At 74.3% G+C, this 17,285-nt stretch carries 15 protein-coding genes; 5 read left to right on the forward strand and 10 right to left on the reverse strand.

Annotation, left to right across the window (positions count from 1 at the left end; genetic code table 11):
• Positions 1 to 7: 7 nt before the first annotated feature.
• The 5 genes from ACFYZS_RS28185 to ACFYZS_RS28205 all read right to left on the reverse strand — a co-directional run bounded on the left by ACFYZS_RS28185 (position 8) and on the right by ACFYZS_RS28205 (position 9,196).
• Positions 8 to 1,663 carry a DNA repair helicase XPB gene (locus tag ACFYZS_RS28185; RefSeq protein ID WP_389018259.1) on the reverse strand — a complete coding sequence of 552 codons (1,656 nt, stop codon included), beginning with the start codon at positions 1,661 to 1,663 and terminating at the stop codon, positions 8 to 10.
• Between the two features lie 65 nt (positions 1,664 to 1,728).
• On the reverse strand, positions 1,729 to 4,287 hold the full coding sequence (locus tag ACFYZS_RS28190) for a tetratricopeptide repeat protein (RefSeq protein ID WP_389018262.1): 2,559 nt from the start codon (positions 4,285 to 4,287) through the stop codon (positions 1,729 to 1,731).
• Between the two features lie 203 nt (positions 4,288 to 4,490).
• Positions 4,491 to 5,771 (reverse strand): LPXTG cell wall anchor domain-containing protein, encoded by a 1,281-nt coding sequence (locus tag ACFYZS_RS28195; protein ID WP_389018264.1) that lies wholly within the window; start codon positions 5,769 to 5,771, stop codon positions 4,491 to 4,493.
• Positions 5,772 to 6,079: 308 nt separating this feature from the next.
• On the reverse strand, positions 6,080 to 6,682 hold the full coding sequence (locus ACFYZS_RS28200) for a DUF4291 domain-containing protein (protein WP_389018267.1): 603 nt from the start codon (positions 6,680 to 6,682) through the stop codon (positions 6,080 to 6,082).
• Positions 6,683 to 6,724: 42 nt separating this feature from the next.
• Positions 6,725 to 9,196: a helicase-associated domain-containing protein gene (locus tag ACFYZS_RS28205; protein WP_389018270.1), complete on the reverse strand. Its 2,472-nt coding sequence runs from the start codon at positions 9,194 to 9,196 to the stop codon at positions 6,725 to 6,727.
• Between the two features lie 107 nt (positions 9,197 to 9,303).
• On the opposite strand from ACFYZS_RS28205, the gene ACFYZS_RS28210 reads away from it, so the two are divergent.
• Together ACFYZS_RS28210 and ACFYZS_RS28215 are read left to right on the forward strand one after the other, a co-directional pair.
• Positions 9,304 to 10,314 (forward strand): hypothetical protein, encoded by a 1,011-nt coding sequence (locus ACFYZS_RS28210; protein WP_389018273.1) that lies wholly within the window; start codon positions 9,304 to 9,306, stop codon positions 10,312 to 10,314.
• A 125-nt stretch (positions 10,315 to 10,439) separates the two neighbouring features.
• Positions 10,440 to 11,093, forward strand: coding sequence for an HAD family hydrolase (locus tag ACFYZS_RS28215; protein WP_389018275.1), 654 nt, complete (start codon positions 10,440 to 10,442; stop codon positions 11,091 to 11,093).
• 12 nt (positions 11,094 to 11,105) lie between these two features.
• On the opposite strand, the gene ACFYZS_RS28220 is transcribed toward ACFYZS_RS28215, so the two are convergent.
• Positions 11,106 to 11,357: a hypothetical protein gene (locus tag ACFYZS_RS28220; protein WP_389018278.1), complete on the reverse strand. Its 252-nt coding sequence runs from the start codon at positions 11,355 to 11,357 to the stop codon at positions 11,106 to 11,108.
• A gap of 200 nt (positions 11,358 to 11,557) precedes the next feature.
• Between ACFYZS_RS28220 and ACFYZS_RS28225 the strand changes: the two genes are divergently transcribed.
• Positions 11,558 to 11,941, forward strand: a complete 384-nt coding sequence (locus ACFYZS_RS28225; protein ID WP_030012939.1) for a cold-shock protein — start codon at positions 11,558 to 11,560, stop codon at positions 11,939 to 11,941.
• 80 nt (positions 11,942 to 12,021) lie between these two features.
• Here the strand turns inward: ACFYZS_RS28225 and ACFYZS_RS28230 are convergent, their stop codons facing one another.
• From ACFYZS_RS28230 to ACFYZS_RS28245, 4 genes are all read right to left on the reverse strand, one after another.
• Positions 12,022 to 12,897, reverse strand: a complete 876-nt coding sequence (locus ACFYZS_RS28230) for a 1,4-dihydroxy-6-naphthoate synthase (protein WP_389018280.1) — start codon at positions 12,895 to 12,897, stop codon at positions 12,022 to 12,024.
• Complete coding sequence (locus ACFYZS_RS28235) at positions 12,884 to 13,618, reverse strand: futalosine hydrolase (protein ID WP_389018283.1); 735 nt, start codon at positions 13,616 to 13,618, stop codon at positions 12,884 to 12,886. Before ACFYZS_RS28235 ends, ACFYZS_RS28230 begins: the two co-directional genes overlap by 14 nt.
• Before the next feature lie 13 nt (positions 13,619 to 13,631).
• Complete coding sequence (locus ACFYZS_RS28240) at positions 13,632 to 14,117, reverse strand: hypothetical protein (RefSeq protein WP_030156903.1); 486 nt, start codon at positions 14,115 to 14,117, stop codon at positions 13,632 to 13,634.
• Between the two features lie 136 nt (positions 14,118 to 14,253).
• Complete coding sequence (locus ACFYZS_RS28245; protein WP_389018286.1) at positions 14,254 to 15,627, reverse strand: MFS transporter; 1,374 nt, start codon at positions 15,625 to 15,627, stop codon at positions 14,254 to 14,256.
• A gap of 380 nt (positions 15,628 to 16,007) precedes the next feature.
• Between ACFYZS_RS28245 and ACFYZS_RS28250 the strand changes: the two genes are divergently transcribed.
• On the forward strand, positions 16,008 to 16,916 hold the full coding sequence (locus ACFYZS_RS28250) for a DUF3027 domain-containing protein (RefSeq protein ID WP_389018289.1): 909 nt from the start codon (positions 16,008 to 16,010) through the stop codon (positions 16,914 to 16,916).
• 114 nt (positions 16,917 to 17,030) lie between these two features.
• Positions 17,031 to 17,249 carry a hypothetical protein gene (locus tag ACFYZS_RS28255; protein WP_030156898.1) on the forward strand — a complete coding sequence of 73 codons (219 nt, stop codon included), beginning with the start codon at positions 17,031 to 17,033 and terminating at the stop codon, positions 17,247 to 17,249.
• Positions 17,250 to 17,285: the final 36 nt, after the last annotated feature.

The raw sequence follows: 17,285 nt of genomic DNA on the forward strand, positions 1-17,285 counted from the left end.
TGGCCGGTCAGTCCGTCGGGCCGTCGGTCGTCAGGAGTTGGTCGGCGTCCATGATGCGGTAGGCGTAGCCCTGTTCGGCCAGGAAGCGCTGGCGGTGGGCGGCGAAGTCCTGGTCGATCGTGTCGCGCGCGACGACCGAGTAGAACCGCGCCTCGTGGCCGTCCGCCTTCGGGCGCAGTACGCGGCCCAGGCGCTGCGCCTCCTCCTGGCGGGAGCCGAACGTACCGGACACCTGGATGGCGACCGTGGCCTCGGGCAGGTCGATCGAGAAGTTCGCGACCTTCGACACCACCAGCACGCTGATCTCGCCCTCGCGGAAGGCGTCGAAGAGCTTCTCCCGCTGCGCGTTGGAGGTCTCGCCCTTGATGACGGGCGCGTCCAGGTGCTCGCCCAGTTCGTCGAGCTGGTCGATGTACTGCCCGATGACCAGCGTCTGCTCGCCCTTGTGCTTGGCGACGAGCGCCTCGGTGACCTTCCGCTTCGTCGCCGTCGTCGCGCAGAAGCGGTACTTCTCCTCCGTCTCGGCGGTCGCGTACGCCAGCCGCTCGCTCTCGGTCAGGTTCACCCGGACCTCGACGCAGTCCGCCGGCGCGATGTAACCCTGCGCCTCGATCTCCTTCCACGGCGCGTCGAACCGCTTCGGGCCGATCAGCGAGAACACGTCCGACTCGCGGCCGTCCTCGCGGACCAGCGTCGCGGTCAGGCCGAGCCGCCGCCGGGCCTGGAGGTCGGCGGTGAACTTGAAGACCGGCGCCGGCAGCAGGTGCACCTCGTCGTAGAGGATCAGGCCCCAGTCCCGGGAGTCGAACAGCTCCAGGTGCGGGTAGACGCCCTTCCGCTTCGTCGTCAGGACCTGGTACGTGGCGATGGTGACCGGCCGGATCTCCTTGCGGGTGCCGGAGTACTCGCCGATCTCCTCCTCCGTCAGGGAGGTCCGCTTGACCAGCTCGTGCTTCCACTGGCGGGCCGAGACGGTGTTCGTGACCAGGATCAGCGTCGTCGCCTTGGCCTTCGCCATGGCCCCGGCGCCGACCAGCGTCTTCCCGGCGCCGCAGGGCAGCACGACCACGCCGGAGCCGCCGTGCCAGAACCCCTCGACGGCCTGCTGCTGGTACGGCCGCAGCGCCCAGCCGTCCTCGACGAGGTCGATGGCGTGCGCCTCGCCGTCGACGTACCCGGCCAGGTCCTCGGCCGGCCAGCCCAGCTTCAGCAGGGTCTGCTTGATCTGCCCGCGCTCGGAGGGGTGCACGGCGACGGTGTCGGGGTCGAGCCGGGCGCCGACGAGCGGGGTGATCCGCTTGGAACGCAGGATCTCCTCCAGCACGGGCCGGTCGGTGCTGGTCAGGACCAGCCCGTGCACGGGGTGCTTGGAGAGGGTGAGGCGGCCGTAGCGCGCCATCGTCTCGGCGACGTCGACGAGCAGCGCGTGCGGGACGGGGTAGCGGGAGAACTCGACGAGCGCGTCGACCACCTGCTCGGCATCGTGCCCCGCGGCCCGCGCGTTCCACAGGCCGAGCGGGGTGATCCGGTAGGTGTGGATGTGCTCGGGGGCCCGCTCGAGCTCGGCGAAGGGGGCGATGGCCCGCCGCGCCGCACCGGCGAGCTCGTGGTCGACCTCGAGAAGCAGTGTCTTGTCGCTCTGGACGATGAGAGGCCCGTTCACAAACGTCCCTTTCCTGCGGGGGGTGGCCGCCCGGGCGCGGACGGCCAAACCTCCAGTCTGCCGTATCAGGGGCCCGGTGTGGCGGGTCCCGATCCCCGGAGCCACTCGGGCAGCTGGCGCGTGCGCCATCTCCCGGTCTCCTCGTGCAGCCGCAGGGCCTGGGTGTGGAGGTACTCGTCGCCGGTTTCCCGGAAGGCGGCGGCGGACTCCCCGAACGCGTCCTGAGCCGCTGCGAGGCCGCCGGTGTGCCGCAGGGCCAGGCCGAGGTTGAGCAGGGCCTTCGCCTCGTGGTGGCGCTCGCCGAGCTGCCGGTAGAGGGCGACGGACTCCGTCTGGGCCCGTACGGCGTCCTCGTACAGGCCGGTCAGTTCCAGGGCCGTGCCCAGGTTGGTCAGCGCCATCGCCGCGGTGTGCGGGTCCCCGGTCCTGCGGCTCGTCTCGACCACCGATTCGAGCGGGTCGAGCGCCTCCGCCGCCCGGCCGGCCTGGATCAGGACCAGGCCCAGGTGGCTGCGCGCCTGGGCCGCCATGTGCTCGTCGCCCAGCGAGTCCAGGATCTCCAGGGCCTTCATGAGCCGGTCGACCGCCTCCTGGGGTCCGCGTCCGTCGCGGCCCATGGCGAGGGCCAGCCCGCTGTTGGCCAGGGCGAGACCGGAGCCGTACCGGTCCCCGGTCTCCTCGGCCGCGGCCAGCGCGTCTTCGTGGGCCTCGGCGGCGGCGCCGTACTGTCCCATGTCGCGCAGCACCATCCCCAGGTTGTTGAGGGCGGTGCCCTCGCCCCTGCGGTCTCCGGCCGCCCGGCAGATGGCGATGTCCTCGGCGAAGGCCTCGGAGGCCTCCGGGAGCCGGCGCAGGTCGTGCAGGGCCTTGCCGAGGTTGTTGTACGCCATGCCCCGGGCGCGCGGATCGCTGTCCGGCGGATAGCGGTCCAGGGCCTGCCGGAGCAGGTCGACCGCCTCCTCCGGCCGGTTCATCTGCTGGTGGGTCAGGCCGAGGTTGGTCAGGGTGGCGGCCGCGGCGAAGGGGTCCCCGTCCCGTTCGTGCAGGGCCAGGGCCTCCTGGTACGAGGCCGAGGCGGCGTCGAAGAGGCGCAGCTCGCGCCGGGCCGTGCCCAGGTTGTTCAGGATGCTCGACTCGGTGGCCCGCAGCACCGGATCCGGTGAGGCGCGGACGGCCCCGAGGGCGGCGACGGCCAGTTCGGCGTACTCGTCGAAGTGGCGGCGCAGGGAGTGGAATTCCAGCAGGGAGGAATGGAGTCGGACCAGCGCCTCGGGCCGGGCCAGCCCCGGTGCGGCGAGGGCCGCGGCGCGCAGGTTGTGGCGTTCGGCGTCCAGCCAGGCCAGGGCCGCGTCCCGGTCGGGGAAGAGGGGGTCGGGCGCGAGCCCGGCGTCCACGTGGGTGTCGGCGGCGTGGGCGCCCGCCAGGTAGTGCAGGTACAACCGGTCGGTGGCCGCCTCCTGTTCGCCCGGCTCGTCCCGGGTCCGCCGCAGTTCGTCCGCGTACAGGCGCATGAGGTCGTGCATGCGCCAGCGCCCGTACGAGGACCCGGGCTCGATGAAGTGCCCGCGGGCGAGGGGCAGCAGCAGGTCCTCCGCGTCCTGGGGCTCCGTACCGGCCAGTCCGGCCACGGCCTCGGTGGCCAGGTCGGGGCCCGGGTTGAGGGCCAGCAGCCGGAAGAGCCGGGCCTGCTCCGGCCCCAGGTGCCGGTACGAGAGGTCGAAGGCCGCGCGGACGGCGAGGTCTTCGCGGCTGAGCCGCTCCAGCCGGCGCCGGGCGTCGCCGAGGGCCTTCGCCATGGAGTGCAGCGGCCGCGTGGGGATGTCGGCCAGCAGGGCGCTGACGACGGAGAGCGCGAGGGGCAGCCGCCCGCAGAGGACCGCCAGCTCCTCGGCCGCCGCCGGCTCGTCGGTGACCCGGGTGTCGGAGGGGCCCACGACGCCGCGCAGGTTCCGTCCGATGAGGCCCACCGCCGCCTGCTGTCCGAGGACGGAGAGGTCGAGCACGCGGGCCCCGAGGTCGCTCAGGGTGTGCCGGGAGGTGATCAGTACGGGGACGGCAGGGTCGCCGGGCAGCAGGGGACGGACCTGGGCGCTGTCCATCGCGTTGTCCAGGACCACCAGGATCCGCCGCCCGTCGGCCGCGTAGGCGGCGAGGACGGACCGGTACAGGGCGGCCCGCTCCTCCACCTCCTGCGGGACGTGCTCGTGCGGGACGGCGAGGGCGCGGAGCAGGGATCCCAGGGCCCGGTGGGCGCCGACGCGCCGCCGCTCGTCGTAGCCGAACAGGTCGATGAACAGGACGCCGCCCGGCACGAGGTCCGCCTCCCCGAGTGCGCGGTGGGCCACCTGGACGGCGAGCTCGGTCTTGCCCACCCCGGGCAGCCCCGCGATCACCCGGCGGGCGGCGGGGGCCGCGGACCCGTCGGGCCGGAGCGCCGCGAGCAGGGCTTCCTCCTCCGCCTCCCGGCCCGTGAAGGCGGGGGACGGGGCGGGCAGGCCGGTCAGGGCGGCCGGGATGGTGGCCGGGAGCTGGAGGGTCACGTTGGCGCCCTGCACCACGGCGTTGAAGTACACCCCGCCGCCGATGTGGTTGCGGATGCCGTGCCTGTCATCTGAACCGGTCATACGTCCAACGGTAGGAGTCCGGCGCGCGGTTGGGGGGTGAATGATCGACTTTCCTTCGAGGCCGAACGGATCGGCCGCGGCCCGCCGGGCGCCGGGCCGCGCGGCCCGGTGAACGCGAAGGCCAGCTGAACGCGAAGGCCCAGTGAACGCCGAAGGGGCCCGGCACGTGGTGTGCCGGGCCCCTTCGCGGTTCAGCTCCTGCTTCAGCCGCGGACGGCGCGGCGGCGGCGGGCGCCGAGCCAGGCGGCGGCCCCGCCGAGGCCGACGAGGACGGCGGCCAGGCCGGAGTACAGGCCGGTGTTCGAGTCGGCGCCGGTCTGGGCCAGCGAGCCCGAGGCGCCGGTGGCCTTGGTGTTCGTGGTGGTGTTCGCCGCGACCGCGGTGGCGGAGGACGAGGCCGAGGCGGACGGGCTCGCGGACGGCTGCGTGGTGGCGGACTTGCTCGGGGTCGGCGAGGGCGACGTGGTCGCGGTGGCCGGGGCGAGCTGGAACTTCGTCTCGGCGCCCGCGAAGTCGTAGGTGTTGCCCTCGGCCAGGCCGACGCCCGCCTGCAGGGTGACGTCGGTGGCCTTCTTGTAGTCCGTGTTCGGGCCGAACGAGGTCCGCAGGTGCAGGACGCGCTCGCCGGAGGCGGCGCTGAAGCCCTTCGGGATCGTCGGCAGCGTGAAGTTGTAGGGGTCGGCGGTGCTCACGCCCTGCCACTTGCCGTCGACCAGCATCTCCAGCTGGAGGTTGGGCACCTTGACGTCGGTGCCGAAGTTCACGCCCAGCGAGGTGCGCAGCGCCGTGTTGAACTCGCCGTCCCCGGTGAGCCGGTAGCTCAGGTCCATCTCGCGGCACTGGAGCGCCGGGACGCCCTTGCAGTCGCCGACGTTCTTGAACGAGGTCTCCAGCTTGCCGGTCTTGACCGACGGGTCCGTCTTGAAGGCCAGGGAGGCGATGCCGCTCTGCGCCACCTCGCCCGCGTAGCTCGTGGCCCTCAGCGTGAAGTCGCCGTTGGTGGTCGGGTAGCTCTTGCCGAGGCCGATCGTGACCTTCCAGGTCATCTTGGCGCCGGCCGGGATCTCGAAGCCCTCGCCGCCCGACTTGCCCGCCGGGTGGAACATGCCCTGCCACTCGCCGTCCTGCTGCCCGATGAGGGACTCGGTCGCCGGCGCGGTCACGCCCTCGACCTTGAAGACGACGTCGCTCTGCTGGAGCGGGCTCGCACCGGCACCGTCCAGGAGCAGCCACGGGTGGAAGGAGCTGGGCTTGTCCGTGGTGTTGGTGGCCGTCAGCTCGAAGGTCTCCGTCGCACCGCCGCGGGTCAGCGGGCCGCTCGGCACCGGGGCGCTCATCGTCATCTTCAGTGCGTTGTGGTTGCCGTCCTCGGCCGGAGCGGCGTACGCCGACAGCGGCATCAGGACGGTACCGGCGACAGCGACGACGACGGCGGTGGCGGCCGCGGAGCGGAGGGTGCGGCGGGTGGTGGTGCGAGCGGACATGGTGGACTCCCCCCAAGGAATCACGAAGGCAGGCGAGCAGCGCAGAGCGGTGGCGGCCGGCAGGGCATACGGAAGAGGACGTGCGAGGTGCCGCGGCGGAGCGCCGGTGGCGGGTGGTGCGGGGTTCTCGCTCCGGCGCCGGTTCGACTTCCTCGGCCGCTTGCTGCGATGAACTGATCTTCACACATCGCGGATCACCAATCCATCGCCCGTGTGTCACCGCTCTGCAACAGGGGTCGCAGGGCCTTCCAACCCCTCTGAGCTGCGAAAACGATGCCTCGCATTCCGCTTTCGGACCCCGGCGCCCGTCACGCGCCCAGGTGCTCCAACGGCCCCGCCGGGTACGGGGTTTCCACCGGCAGCAGCGCCCGCGCCGCGGCCTCGTCCCCCGAGCGGACCAGGCCGTGGATCTCCCGGGCCAACGGGGTCACGTCGCGGATGGAGACCGTCCACTCGTCGGCGTACGCGCGCGAGGCCGGCCCGGACAGGCCCAGCTGGAGCGAGCGGTGGGCCAGCGGGTTCAGGTGCAGATCGCGCTCGGGGTCCCACTGGACGCGGGCGGGGGAGTCGCGCAGGGCCCGCTGCCAGGCCTCGTGGTCGGCGTGGGTGCCGTGTTCGTAGTGCGACAGGCAGGCGTGGCGCAGCGCGTGGTCGAAGCCCTCGCGGGTGATCTCGACGGCCAGCACCGTCTCCTGGTCGGCCTTGGTGGCCCAGCCGCAGCGGTACATCATCCACAGGAACGACGGCTTGATCCACGTCATCCGCTCCCGCTTCCAGGCGGGCGGGAACCGGCCGTCGCGCGCCGCGGGCAGCCCCAGTCCGGGTGCGTACGCCTGGTAGACGGTCACCGTGGTGTCGGTGTGCGCCGCCCTGATCCGCCGGTCGGGCCGATTGCCCCGTACTTCTCGCATGCGGCAAGGGTGCGCGGCCCGGACCCCGCGCCGCCAGCCCTTTTACATGTGCTCCTCGGCCAGTTCCGCGACCCCCGTGATCCGGTGCAGCGCGTACGTCCGCACCTCGTCCGCCGTGTGGTCGTACCCCGTGACGAAGCCGCCCTCCACCCGGACCGGGGCGATGACCCGCTGGCTCGCCGCGCCGTCCGCGTTCACGTACCCGATCCACACCGCCGACCCGGTCAGCGCGGCCGCCTGCACCGTGGCCAGGGTCTCCGCCGCGCTCGTACGCGGGAGTTCACCCGGCACCACGGTTGCCGCGGCCGGCTCCTTGCGCACCGCCGTCGCCGCCAGATCGCCCGCGCGGATCGCCCGTACGGCCGCCCCCAGCAGCGTCGTGTCCGGTACCGGAGGCCCGTCCGGCACCGGGACCGGCGCCGACCGCGCCGGCGTCCGGTGGGCGTCGGCCCGCGTCACCACCACGTCCCCGGTCGGCGACTCCGCCGCCGGGGCGTAGCCCATCGCCCGCAACCCGTCGAGCAGCGCGCCCGGTTCGGCCTGCGCCGCCAGCACCGTCGGGGCCAGCCGCCGCAGCCCCAGCCCGGCGGAGCGCCGGTCGGCCAGGATCTCGTTGAGCATGCCGTCGTCGTCGCAGCGCACGTACGAGGACGCCACGCCGACCCGCAGGTGCCCGTGCCGCCGCGCCACGTCGTCGATCAGGTAGGCCAGCGGCTGCGGAACCGGCGTGATGCTGTGCTCGGCGAGGAAGGCGTGCAGGTCGGAGGCGGTCCGCCCGGAGTCCAGCGCCCGCCGTACGGAACCGGGCGTGAAGCGGTAGACGGTCGCCCCGCCCTTGGACTCCACGTCCGCGAGGACGGCCAGCACATCGCCGAGCCCCCGGCGCAGCGGCCCGGGCGCCACCGCCGTCAGGTCGGCCTGGAGCAGTACGTGGTCCACCGGCTCAGGAAACAGCGGCGCGAGCAGCGGCGCGGGATCGCGGTGCTCCAGCAGCGCGCGGCCGTGCGTCGCGAGCGCGCCGCGGCCGGTCACCCCGAGCACCTCGGCCTCGGTCAGCGTCCACCGCGCGAGGCGGGCGCGCAGCACGCTCGTCCCCCGTACGGGCCGCTCCCAGTCGAGCCGGGCGAGCAGGGTGTCGGCGTCCGCGGAGGCGCCCTCGGGCAGGGCGGCGAGGAGGTCGAGGACGCGCCGGCGGATCTCGGGGGCGGCGGAGCGGTCGAGTTCGGGGCCGAGCGCGGACAGGGTGCGGCCCTTGGCGTCCTGATCGCCGACCAGGCCGGCGGTCCGGGTGGCCGCCAGCCAGGCCTCGGCGAGGACCGACCACCGCTCGGCGGGTGGGAGTTCGACCCAGTCGTCGAAGGCGGGGGTGGGCGCGTACCGCTCGTCCGCCTCCCCGTCGCTGGCCAGCAGCCCGGCCGCGTAGGCGAGCTCGACCCAGAACGCGGCCGCCGGCTCGGTGGCGTCCAGCGTCGCCGCGGTCCGCTTCAGGTCCCGTACGGACAGTCCGCCGGCCCGCAGCACGGGCGGGCCGGTGTGCTCCCAGGACTTCACCAGTTCCTCGACGGTGGCCAGCGCGGCCAGCGCCTGCCCCGCCGCGTTGGCGTCCACAAGCTGTGGACGGTGCTCGCGGTCGGCGGGCACGGCCGGGGCCAGGGGCTCCGTCGCCCGGTGCGCGAGGCCGCCCCGCAGGTGCAGCGCCACCTCGCGGGGCAGTACGACGGTCCGCGCCGAAGCCGGCAGCAGCAGCCCGCGGTCGCGCAGCCAGCGCACGGGCGGGGTCGGGTTCGGCGTGACCTCCCCGTACGGAGGCCCCCACACGAGCCTGCCGAGCACCTGGTGGGCCTCCGCCGGGGCCTCGTCCAGCAGTGCCGACATCCGCTCCGGGTCGGTGAACAGGCCGGTCAGCGCCTTCACGGCGGACACCGGGTCGTGCGTGGCGGGCAGTCCGGCGGCCGCCACGATCTCCTGGATCCGGGTCGGCGACATCCCGGCGGTGGCCTCGGCGACCGTCGGTCCGAGCCCGGTCGGGGAGGGCCGGCCGGCGGCCGGCGCGAGCAGCTCGCGGGCCGTGCGGACCAGCCGCAGCCGCTCGTCGTCGCCCCACACCAGGGCCTGGTCGCGCAGGGTGGCCACGGCGCGCGGGAGCTCGGCGCGGGCGCCGTTGTCCTCGCGGGAGCCGGATGCGCTGCCGTGCTCGCCGGCGAGCAGGGACTCCAGGACCGGGTACGGGCACGGGTCCGGGGCCACCGCGAGGGCCTCCGCGGTCTGCAGCGCGAACCGGTCGAGCCGGTCGAGCGCGCGCACCACCGAGGCCCGGGTGCCGGCCCGGGTGGCCAGCTGCGTGATGTCGCCCGGCACCGGGCCGAGCAGGTCCGGGCGCGCGTGCAGCAGGGCGGCGAGCGACGCGTCGTCGCGGGCGCGCAGCGCCTCGGCGAGGGAGCGCGGGGCGCTGCTCGCTGTGGCGCTTCCCGCAGCACTGCTGGGCTCGGGCAGCTCAGGCACGGTCGCCTCCATGGTCGCGTCGGCCGGTCCCCATCCGGCCAACGGTATCCGCTGAGCCCTCGGCCGCTCCACGGGCGCACGCGCTACCTTTCGGGAGGGTGGTACGGGAGGAGCCGGGCATGGGGATCGAGAGCGACCATCTGGTCTACGAATATCTGAGCCGGGTCGGGGACTTGGCGCAGCGGCGGCAGCTGTCCTCCGGGGACCGGATGCGGCTGGTGGCGGGGTTGCGGGACGAGATCGACCGGCGGCGCGCCAAGTACGAGCCGGAGACCCCGGCGGCCGTCCGGCGCATCCTGGAGCGGATCGGCACGCCGGAGGAGGTCCTCGACGGCATGGGCGCGTCGCCGGCCACCGAGACGCGGGCCGCCACCCCCGATCCGGCCCCGGCGGTGCCGACCCAGCGGGGGCCCGGCCGGCTGCTCCGCAAGTCCGTGCCGGAGCCGCGCCCGGCGGACACCGCGCCCGCGCCGCCGCACCTGGCCGGGCTGGACGAACTCGGTGCCGACGGCGGGGCGGAGCCCGACTGGTGGCGCGTCGCGCCGGGCCCCTACGGCGCGGGTCCGCAGGTGGAGGGCTTCGCGGGCGGGATCGAGATCCCGGAGCTGTTCCGGCACCCGGTGGACGAGGAGAAGCCGGAGCAGGCGGCCGGTCCGGGCGGGGCGCCCGCCGCCGAGGGCGGTTCGTCCGTACGGGGCCTCCTGCGGTTCCTGAAGCAGCGCCGGCAGGCCAGGGCGCAGGCGGCCAAGGCGGCGGCCGCGCCGGATGCGCAGGCCGCGCCCGGCGCCGCCGCGCGACCGAAGCCGCACGCCTTCCTGCTGCTGGCCGCGGCCGTGCTCGTGGCGGGCGCGGTCACCGGCTCCTGGCTGCTGCTGATCGGCGGCTGGCTCCTGGCGTACGCCTCGCGGGTGCTGGGGCCGGCCGAGCGCAAGGCGGTCGTGTTCGGGCTGCCGGGGGCCGTGTTCGCGGGCGCGGTGGTGTGGCTGTGGGGCCGCCTGGAGGGCCGCTGGGGCACACCGTTGACCGACGAGGGGCTGGGCGTCGTCTTCCAGGGCATGTGGCCCTGGCTGGCCCGGGGCGCGGCCGTCGCCTCGGCCCTCTACCTGGCCTGGCGCTCCCGCCGCCGCTGAGGCCGCAGGTCCGTCCGGCGGACGCCACGGGGACGGGCGCCGGCGCGTCCCCGAATTCACCGTCCCGTAAGGCGGCGCCACGTCGGTGTTCCCGCCCGTCCGGGGCTGCTCGGCACAATGGGGGCATGAGCTCCGAGACCCCCGCCGTGCCCGCCGTGCCCGCCCAGCTGACGGTCGGCTTCGACCTCGACATGACCCTCATCGACTCGCGCCCCGGAATCAAGGCCGCCTACCAGGCGCTCTCCGCCGAGACGGGTACGTACATCGACGCCGACGAGGCGATCACGCGGCTCGGTCCGCCGCTGGACGAGGAGCTCGCGTACTGGTTCCCGGAGGCGGAGATCCCCGCCATGGCCGACCGCTACCGGGAGATCTACCCCACACACGCCATCGAGCCCACCCCCGCGATGCCCGGCGCCCGCGAGGCGATCGAGGCCGTCCAGGCGCTCGGCGGCCGCGCGATCGTCGTCACGGCCAAGCACGAGCCCAACGCCCGGCTGCACCTCGCGCACCTCGGCATCGAGCCGGACGCGGTCATCGGCTGGCTGTGGGCCGAGGCCAAGGCGGGCGCCCTGCGCGAGTACGGGGCGCAGGTCTACGTCGGCGACCACGTCGGCGACATCCGCGGGGCCCGTACGGCCGGCGCGCTGTCGGTGGCGGTGCCGACCGGCCCGTGCCCCGAGCCGGAACTGCGGGAGGCGGGCGCCGACGTGGTGCTGCCGGACCTCACCGCGCTGCCGCAGTGGCTCGCGGAGTACGTCCGCACGCAGGCGGCCTGACCCGACGGGGAGTCAGGCCTGGGAGGCGCGGGCGGCCCTGCGCTGGGCCGCTGCCGAGCGCAGCACGCCCGCCGCCGAGATCAGGAAGCCGATGCCCATCAGCATGCACACGGCCCACGCGTACGACGGGAACGGGTCCACGTCCAGGAACAGCGGGGCCATCGTCGCGAGGGTCGCCACGGCGCCCACGATGAACACGACGCCACCGGCGCGCACCAGGCCGTCGCCCGGCCGCGCTTCGTCGGAATGAGGAGTAACAGTCACCTCACCAGGGTAGTTCCCTGGCCGAAGCAGCCGACAGCGCAGCAGAAATGCGAAGACCGGTGAAGGACCGGGGAACGTCTTGTCTCCTGTGAAACGCCCACTAGCCTGGACACGGCGGGTCACCATGACCCGCTGCGCTGTTGTCCGGACCCGCCGCGCGGCGTCCCGGACCCCGACGAGCACAAGGACAGAGGACGGACGTGCCTACCGGCAAGGTCAAGTGGTTCAACAGTGAGAAGGGCTTCGGCTTTCTCTCCCGCGACGACGGCGGAGACGTCTTCGTCCACTCGTCGGTGCTCCCGGCCGGGGTCGACGCCCTCAAGCCCGGCCAGCGCGTCGAGTTCGGCGTCGTCGCCGGACAGCGCGGTGACCAGGCACTTTCCGTGACGGTGCTGGACCCGGCGCCCTCGGTCGCGGCCGCTCAGCGCCGCAAGCCCGACGAGCTGGCCTCGATCGTGCAGGACCTCACGACCCTGCTGGAGAACATCACTCCGATGCTGGAGCGCGGCCGCTACCCCGACAAGGTGCACGGCACGAAGATCGCCGGCCTGCTGCGCGCGGTGGCCGACCAGCTCGACGTCTGAGCCTTCCGCGTCCGTTCGTACGACGGTGCCCCGGCCCTCCCGAGAGGGCCGGGGCACCGTCGCAGGCGGCCGGAAAACGGCTACGGGAAGTCCAGCGCGTTCGGCGCGATGGCCGGTACCAGACCCTCCGCCGCGGCCCGCGTCAACAGCCCGCGCACCGCCGCGTACCCGGCATCGCCCAGATCGGCGGTGAACTCGTTGACGTACAGCCCGATGTGCTGGTCGGCGACGGCCGGGTCCAGCTCCTGCGCGTGGGCGCGGACGTACGGGCGGGAAGCCTCCGGGTCCTCCCAGGCCATCCGGACCGACGTACGGGCCGACTCGGCCAGCGCGCGCAGGGTCTCGGCGCCCAGCGAGCGCTTCGCGATGATGGCGCCGAGCGGGATCGGCAGGCCGGTGGTGGACTCCCAGTGCTCGCCCATGTCGGCGAGGCGGTGCAGCCCGTAGTCCTGGTAGGTGAACCGGGCCTCGTGGATGACCAGTCCGGCGTCGACCCGGCCGTCGCGGACCGCCGGCATGATCTCGTGGAACGGCAGGACGACGACCTTGCCGACGCCGGCCGGCAGCACGTCCGCGGCCCACAGCCGGAACAGCAGGTAGGCGGTGGAGCGTTCGCTGGGCACGGCGACGGTCTTGCCCGCCAGGTCCACACCGGCCTCGCGGGTGAGGACGAGGGGCCCGCAGCCGCGCCCGAGCGCCCCGCCGCACGGCAGCAGCGCGTACTCCTCCAGCACCCACGGCAGCACGGCGTACGACACCTTCAGCACGTCCAGCTCGCCGCGCTCGGCCATGCCGTTGGTGATGTCGATGTCCGCGAAGGTGACGTCGAGGGCGGGCGCGCCCGGGACCCGGCCGTGCGCCCAGGCGTCGAAGACGAACGTGTCGTTCGGGCAGGGCGAATAGGCGATGGCGAGCGGTCCGGCGGGCGTTCCGGCGAGCCGTTCAGCGGTGCTCATGGCGTTCTCCCCAGGTGACGAGTACGGGCCCCAGGGCGCGGAATCCGGCGGTGAGCGCGGCCAGCGCGTCCCCGATCCGCCAGGCGTCGCGGTCGCGGGGGCCGACGGCATTGGACACGGCGCGGATCTCCAGCACGGGCAGCCCGTGCGCGGCGGCCGCCTCCGCGACGCCGAAGCCCTCCATGGCCTCGGCCCCGGCGAGCGGATGCCGGGCGGCGAGCCGGGCCGCGCCCTCGGCGGTGCCCGTGACGGTGGAGACGGTCAGCACGGGCGCCAGCAGCGCCCCGGTGGCCTCGGCGGCGCGGGCGGCGAGCTCGGCGGGCGGCAGGTGCACGCTGTGCCCGAAGCCGAGCTGCTGTACGTCGAGGAAGCCGTCGGGGGTCTCGGCCCCGAGGTCGGCGGCGACGAGGGCGTCGGCGACCACCAGGGAGCCGACCGGGGCGGCGGGAGCGAACCCGCCGCCGATGCCGGCGGAGACGACGAGGGAGTAGTCGGCCAGCGCGAGGGCGGTGGCCGTGGCGGCCGCGGCGGCGGCCGGCCCCACCCCGCCGACGAGGACGTCGGCGGCGAGGCCGGGCAGATCGCGCCGGGAGAGGAGGTAGCCGCCGGGAAGGGCGCGCGGCTCCGGCGTGACCGGGTCCTGATGAGGGGTGGGCCCGGTCAGGCCACTGACGACGGAGTCTGCCTCCGCCGCCACCGCGGTCACGATGAGCGCGCGCACCGTCGGTACGTGGCTACTTGAGCTTGACGTTGTAGGCCCAGACGGCGAGGGGCTTGCCGTCCTCGCCCACCTGGACGATGTTCAGCTTCTTGGAGGACGGGGCCTCGCCCTGGCCGCCGGTGGCGAAGAGGTCGGCGCCGGGGAAGCTGCGGTAGGTGTTGGAGGAGGGCTCGGTGATCGGCTGGCCGTCCAGGACCGCCTGCCACCGCTTGCCGTCCTCGACGACGTCCGGCTCGACGCCCAGGCGCAGGGTGTCCCCGCGGCCGTAGTCGATGGTCTTGGCGTCCTTCATGTCGGTGAGGCACTCCTGGACCTTGTCCATGGAGAGCTCCTTGGCGTCGGAGCAGACGGCCTCGGTGGACACCGACGACGTGCCGACCGTCACGGTCGCCAGCGGCGTCGGCTTGTCGCAGGCGGAGAGGAGGAGGAGGCCGGCGGACACGGCTCCGAGGGCCGCGACGCTGCGGCGGCCCCTACCCGAGAAAAGCGGTGCGGTCATGAGCCGAAGGCTATCGGGCCACCCGGCTCCGCCGCCGCACGGGGGTGTCCGTGGCCTGCCGCGCGGCGCGCGGCCCGCCGGACGGGGCTGGTTTGCCCCGATCGGGGCGTGTCCGTCCCCGATCGACGCGACCTTCCTACGCCACTCGGGGGCGCGGGGAACCCGGATGGCGGTGGCGGGGGGCGGTCAGGCGCCCGCGCAGGGCCATCGTGGTGCCCGCCGCGACGATCGCCGCGGCCACGGCCATGCCCAGGACCCCGTTCAGCGGCAGCGCGATCCCGATCGCGCCGCCCAGCACCCACGCCACCTGGAGCAGCGTCTCCGATCGGGCGAACGCGGACGTCCGGACGGCCTCGGGCACGTCCCGCTGGATCATCGCGTCCAGCGACAGCTTCGCCAGCGCCTGGCAGAAGCCCGCCGTGGCCCCCAGTACGGCCATGAACAGCCCGCTGAAGAACACCGCCGCCAGGATCGCGACCGCCAGGGTCAGCGAGAGCACCGACGCGATGATCGTCTCCGGGGCCCGCGCCCGCAGCCACGCACCCACCGCCGTCCCGCAGGCGTTGCCGACGCCCGCCGCAACGCCCACGATGCCCAGCGAGACGGCCGCGCTCTGCCCGGCGAGCGGGTGCTCGCGCAGCAGGAACGCCAGGAAGAAGATCAGGAACCCGGACAGCGCGCGCATCGAGGCGTTCGCCAGCAGACCGCAGAGCACCGACGGGCTCACCGTGCGCAGGCCGGGTTTGCGCGAATGCGGCTCGTGCGTGGAGAGCCGCGCCCGCCGCTCGCCCTTGGCCTCGTCCACCTTGTGCGGCAGCGAGAACGCCGCGAACGTGCCCCAGACGAAGATGGCGCAGGCCCCGTACAGCGGCCACGGCGGTCCGATGGCGTGCAGCCCCGCCGCGACCGGAGCCGCCGCTCCGGTGGCGAGCAGGCCCGCCAGGGTGACCCGGGAGTTCGCCTTGACGAGTGAGAAATTCGGCGGGAGCAGCCGCGGCACCACCGCGCTGCGCACCACCCCGTACGCCTTGGACGCGACCAGTACGCCCAGCGCCGCCGGATAGAGCTCCAGCCCGCCCGTGGCCACCGCGCCCGACATCATCACCGCGAGCAGCGCCCGCGCGAGCATGGCGCACGCCATCGCGGCCCGCCGGCCGTGCGGCAGCCGGTCCAGCGCCGGGCCGATCACCGGGGCCAGGACCGTGAAGGGGGCCATGGTGATCGCCAGGTACAGGGCGACACGGCCGCGTGCCTCGTCCGTGGGTACCGAGAAGAACACCGTCGAGGCCAGCGCCACTGTGATCATCACATCGCCGGCGCCGTTGATGGCGTGCAGCTCGATCAGCTTGCCGAGACCCGATTCGCCGGCCCCGTGCGCGTGCGTGGCCCGCCGGATCCCGCGCGCCGTACCCGTGAAGGGGCGCTGCAGGGCACGCCCGACGGCCCGGCCGGCCCGCCTGGCCGGTCCCGAGCCGTCGCGGGACGACCGTACGGGTGCCACACCCGCCATAGTGCCCCACCGACCCCTCCCGGTCCCGTCCCGGCGCGTTACGGGCGCCCGACGGATCGCCGTCGGGCCGGCGTCGGGAGGTCGTAGGGGCGATGTCGGCACGCGGTCTCGTCCGCGAATCGGACCTTGCATGTGGGCCCAAGGCGTCGGAGGAGGTAGCGTGCGTAGCGCGCCACCGGCGGTTGCTCTCGGCCGCGCGCCTCTTCGCGATCCCGCAGAATGGATTGCAGGTAGGTGCGCCCGAGGCCGATCGGGTGCGGACGTCGACGCGGCCCTCTGGTCCGCTCCGCCCGCGCCACGTACGGACAGGACCGACGGGTCGTTCAGGACGACAGTACGGACGGCGCACTCGTGAGACGGCGTAGGAGAGAACGAGACCTGTGAGTGCTGCGACGACGCGAAGCCGTACCCCCGACCGCCTGTGCGCCGAGGCGGTAGACCTCGCCCGCACGGCGGCCGAGGAAGCCGCCGCTCCCTCCGTGGTGGGCGAGCACGTCTCCGCCGTGGCGGAGGGTGACCGGGTCGTCACGCACTTCTTCGAGTGCAAGGACCCCGGCTACCGGGGCTGGCGCTGGGCCGTCACCGTCACGCGCGCCTCCCGCGCCAAGAACGTCACCCTCGACGAAACGGTGCTGCTCCCCGGCGACGACGCGCTGCTCGCCCCCGAATGGGTGCCGTGGAGCGAGCGGCTGCGCCCGGGCGACATGGGCCCCGGCGACCTGCTGCCCACCGACGCCGAGGACCTGCGGCTGGAGCCGGGCTGGTCCGGCGAGGACGCCCCGCCGCCGAACTCCGTCGTCTCCACCGAGATGGCCGAACTGGTCGAGGCCGAGGACGCCGACGTCACCGACCGCGCCGTGGTCCCCGTACGGGGCTCCATCACCTCCGTCGCCGAGGAGCTCGGCATGCGGCGCGCCCGGGTGCTGTCCCGGTACGGGCTGCACAGCGCCGCCGACCGCTGGGACGAGTCCTTCGGCGCCAAGACCCCGATGGCGCAGGCGGCGCCCGCGTCCTGCGTCTCGTGCGGGTTCCTCGTCGCCATCGGCGGCTCGCTCGGCCAGGCCTTCGGCATCTGCGCCAACGAGTTCGGCCCGGCCGACGGACACCTCGTCTCGCTCTCCTACGGCTGCGGCGGCCACTCGGAGGCCGCGGTCATGCCGAAGCCGCTGCGCCCGGCGCCGCCGGTGCTCGACTCGATGGCCACGGACGCCTTCCCGCTGCGCCCGACCCCCGACACGGGCTCGGTCCCCTCGGCGGACCTCCCCGCCGCGGACCTGGGGCACTCCTAGGGGGTGTCGTCAAAGTCCCTCCGGCCCCGCCCTCGCGGGCGGACGAAGCTACTTTGACGACACCCCCTAGCCGTACGGGGCGACGGCCGCCCCCCGGCGGCGTACGCTCGCCCCATGGGGGAAGACGGCATGGTGGGGCTGGACGGCCGGGTGACCGGGACGGTGGGCCCCGGGCTCGTGGGCGAGGTCATCGTCCGCATCCGGGGCGGCGCGGAGCACTTCCTCGCCCATCCGGCGCACGGGACGGGCCGGCTGCCCGTCGGGACGGTCGTGACCGTCGTCGAGTACCTGCCGCCGCGCACGGTGTACGTGATGGCGGCGTACGACAACTGAGCCCCGTCGCGACCTGCGCGGATGTGGTTCGTATCA

Origin of the sequence: Streptomyces sp. NPDC001903 (assembly GCF_042891345.1) — a bacterium.
Classification (GTDB): domain Bacteria; phylum Actinomycetota; class Actinomycetes; order Streptomycetales; family Streptomycetaceae; genus Streptomyces.

Bases quoted from the DNA above. Each gene is read 5' to 3' on its own strand.
- ACFYZS_RS28200 (WP_389018267.1), bottom strand. From the start codon at position 6,682: ATGCGAGAAGTACGGGGCAATCGGCCCGACCGGCGGATCAGGGCGGCG.
- ACFYZS_RS28195 (WP_389018264.1), bottom strand. From the start codon at position 5,771: ATGTCCGCTCGCACCACCACCCGCCGCACCCTCCGCTCCGCGGCCGCC.
- ACFYZS_RS28230 (WP_389018280.1), bottom strand. From the start codon at position 12,897: ATGAGCACCGCTGAACGGCTCGCCGGAACGCCCGCCGGACCGCTCGCC.
- ACFYZS_RS28245 (WP_389018286.1), bottom strand. From the start codon at position 15,627: ATGGCGGGTGTGGCACCCGTACGGTCGTCCCGCGACGGCTCGGGACCG.
- ACFYZS_RS28210 (WP_389018273.1), top strand. From the start codon at position 9,304: ATGGGGATCGAGAGCGACCATCTGGTCTACGAATATCTGAGCCGGGTC.
- ACFYZS_RS28190 (WP_389018262.1), bottom strand. From the start codon at position 4,287: ATGACCGGTTCAGATGACAGGCACGGCATCCGCAACCACATCGGCGGC.
- ACFYZS_RS28205 (WP_389018270.1), bottom strand. From the start codon at position 9,196: ATGGAGGCGACCGTGCCTGAGCTGCCCGAGCCCAGCAGTGCTGCGGGA.
- ACFYZS_RS28255 (WP_030156898.1), top strand. From the start codon at position 17,031: ATGGGGGAAGACGGCATGGTGGGGCTGGACGGCCGGGTGACCGGGACG.
- ACFYZS_RS28215 (WP_389018275.1), top strand. From the start codon at position 10,440: ATGAGCTCCGAGACCCCCGCCGTGCCCGCCGTGCCCGCCCAGCTGACG.
- ACFYZS_RS28240 (WP_030156903.1), bottom strand. From the start codon at position 14,117: ATGACCGCACCGCTTTTCTCGGGTAGGGGCCGCCGCAGCGTCGCGGCC.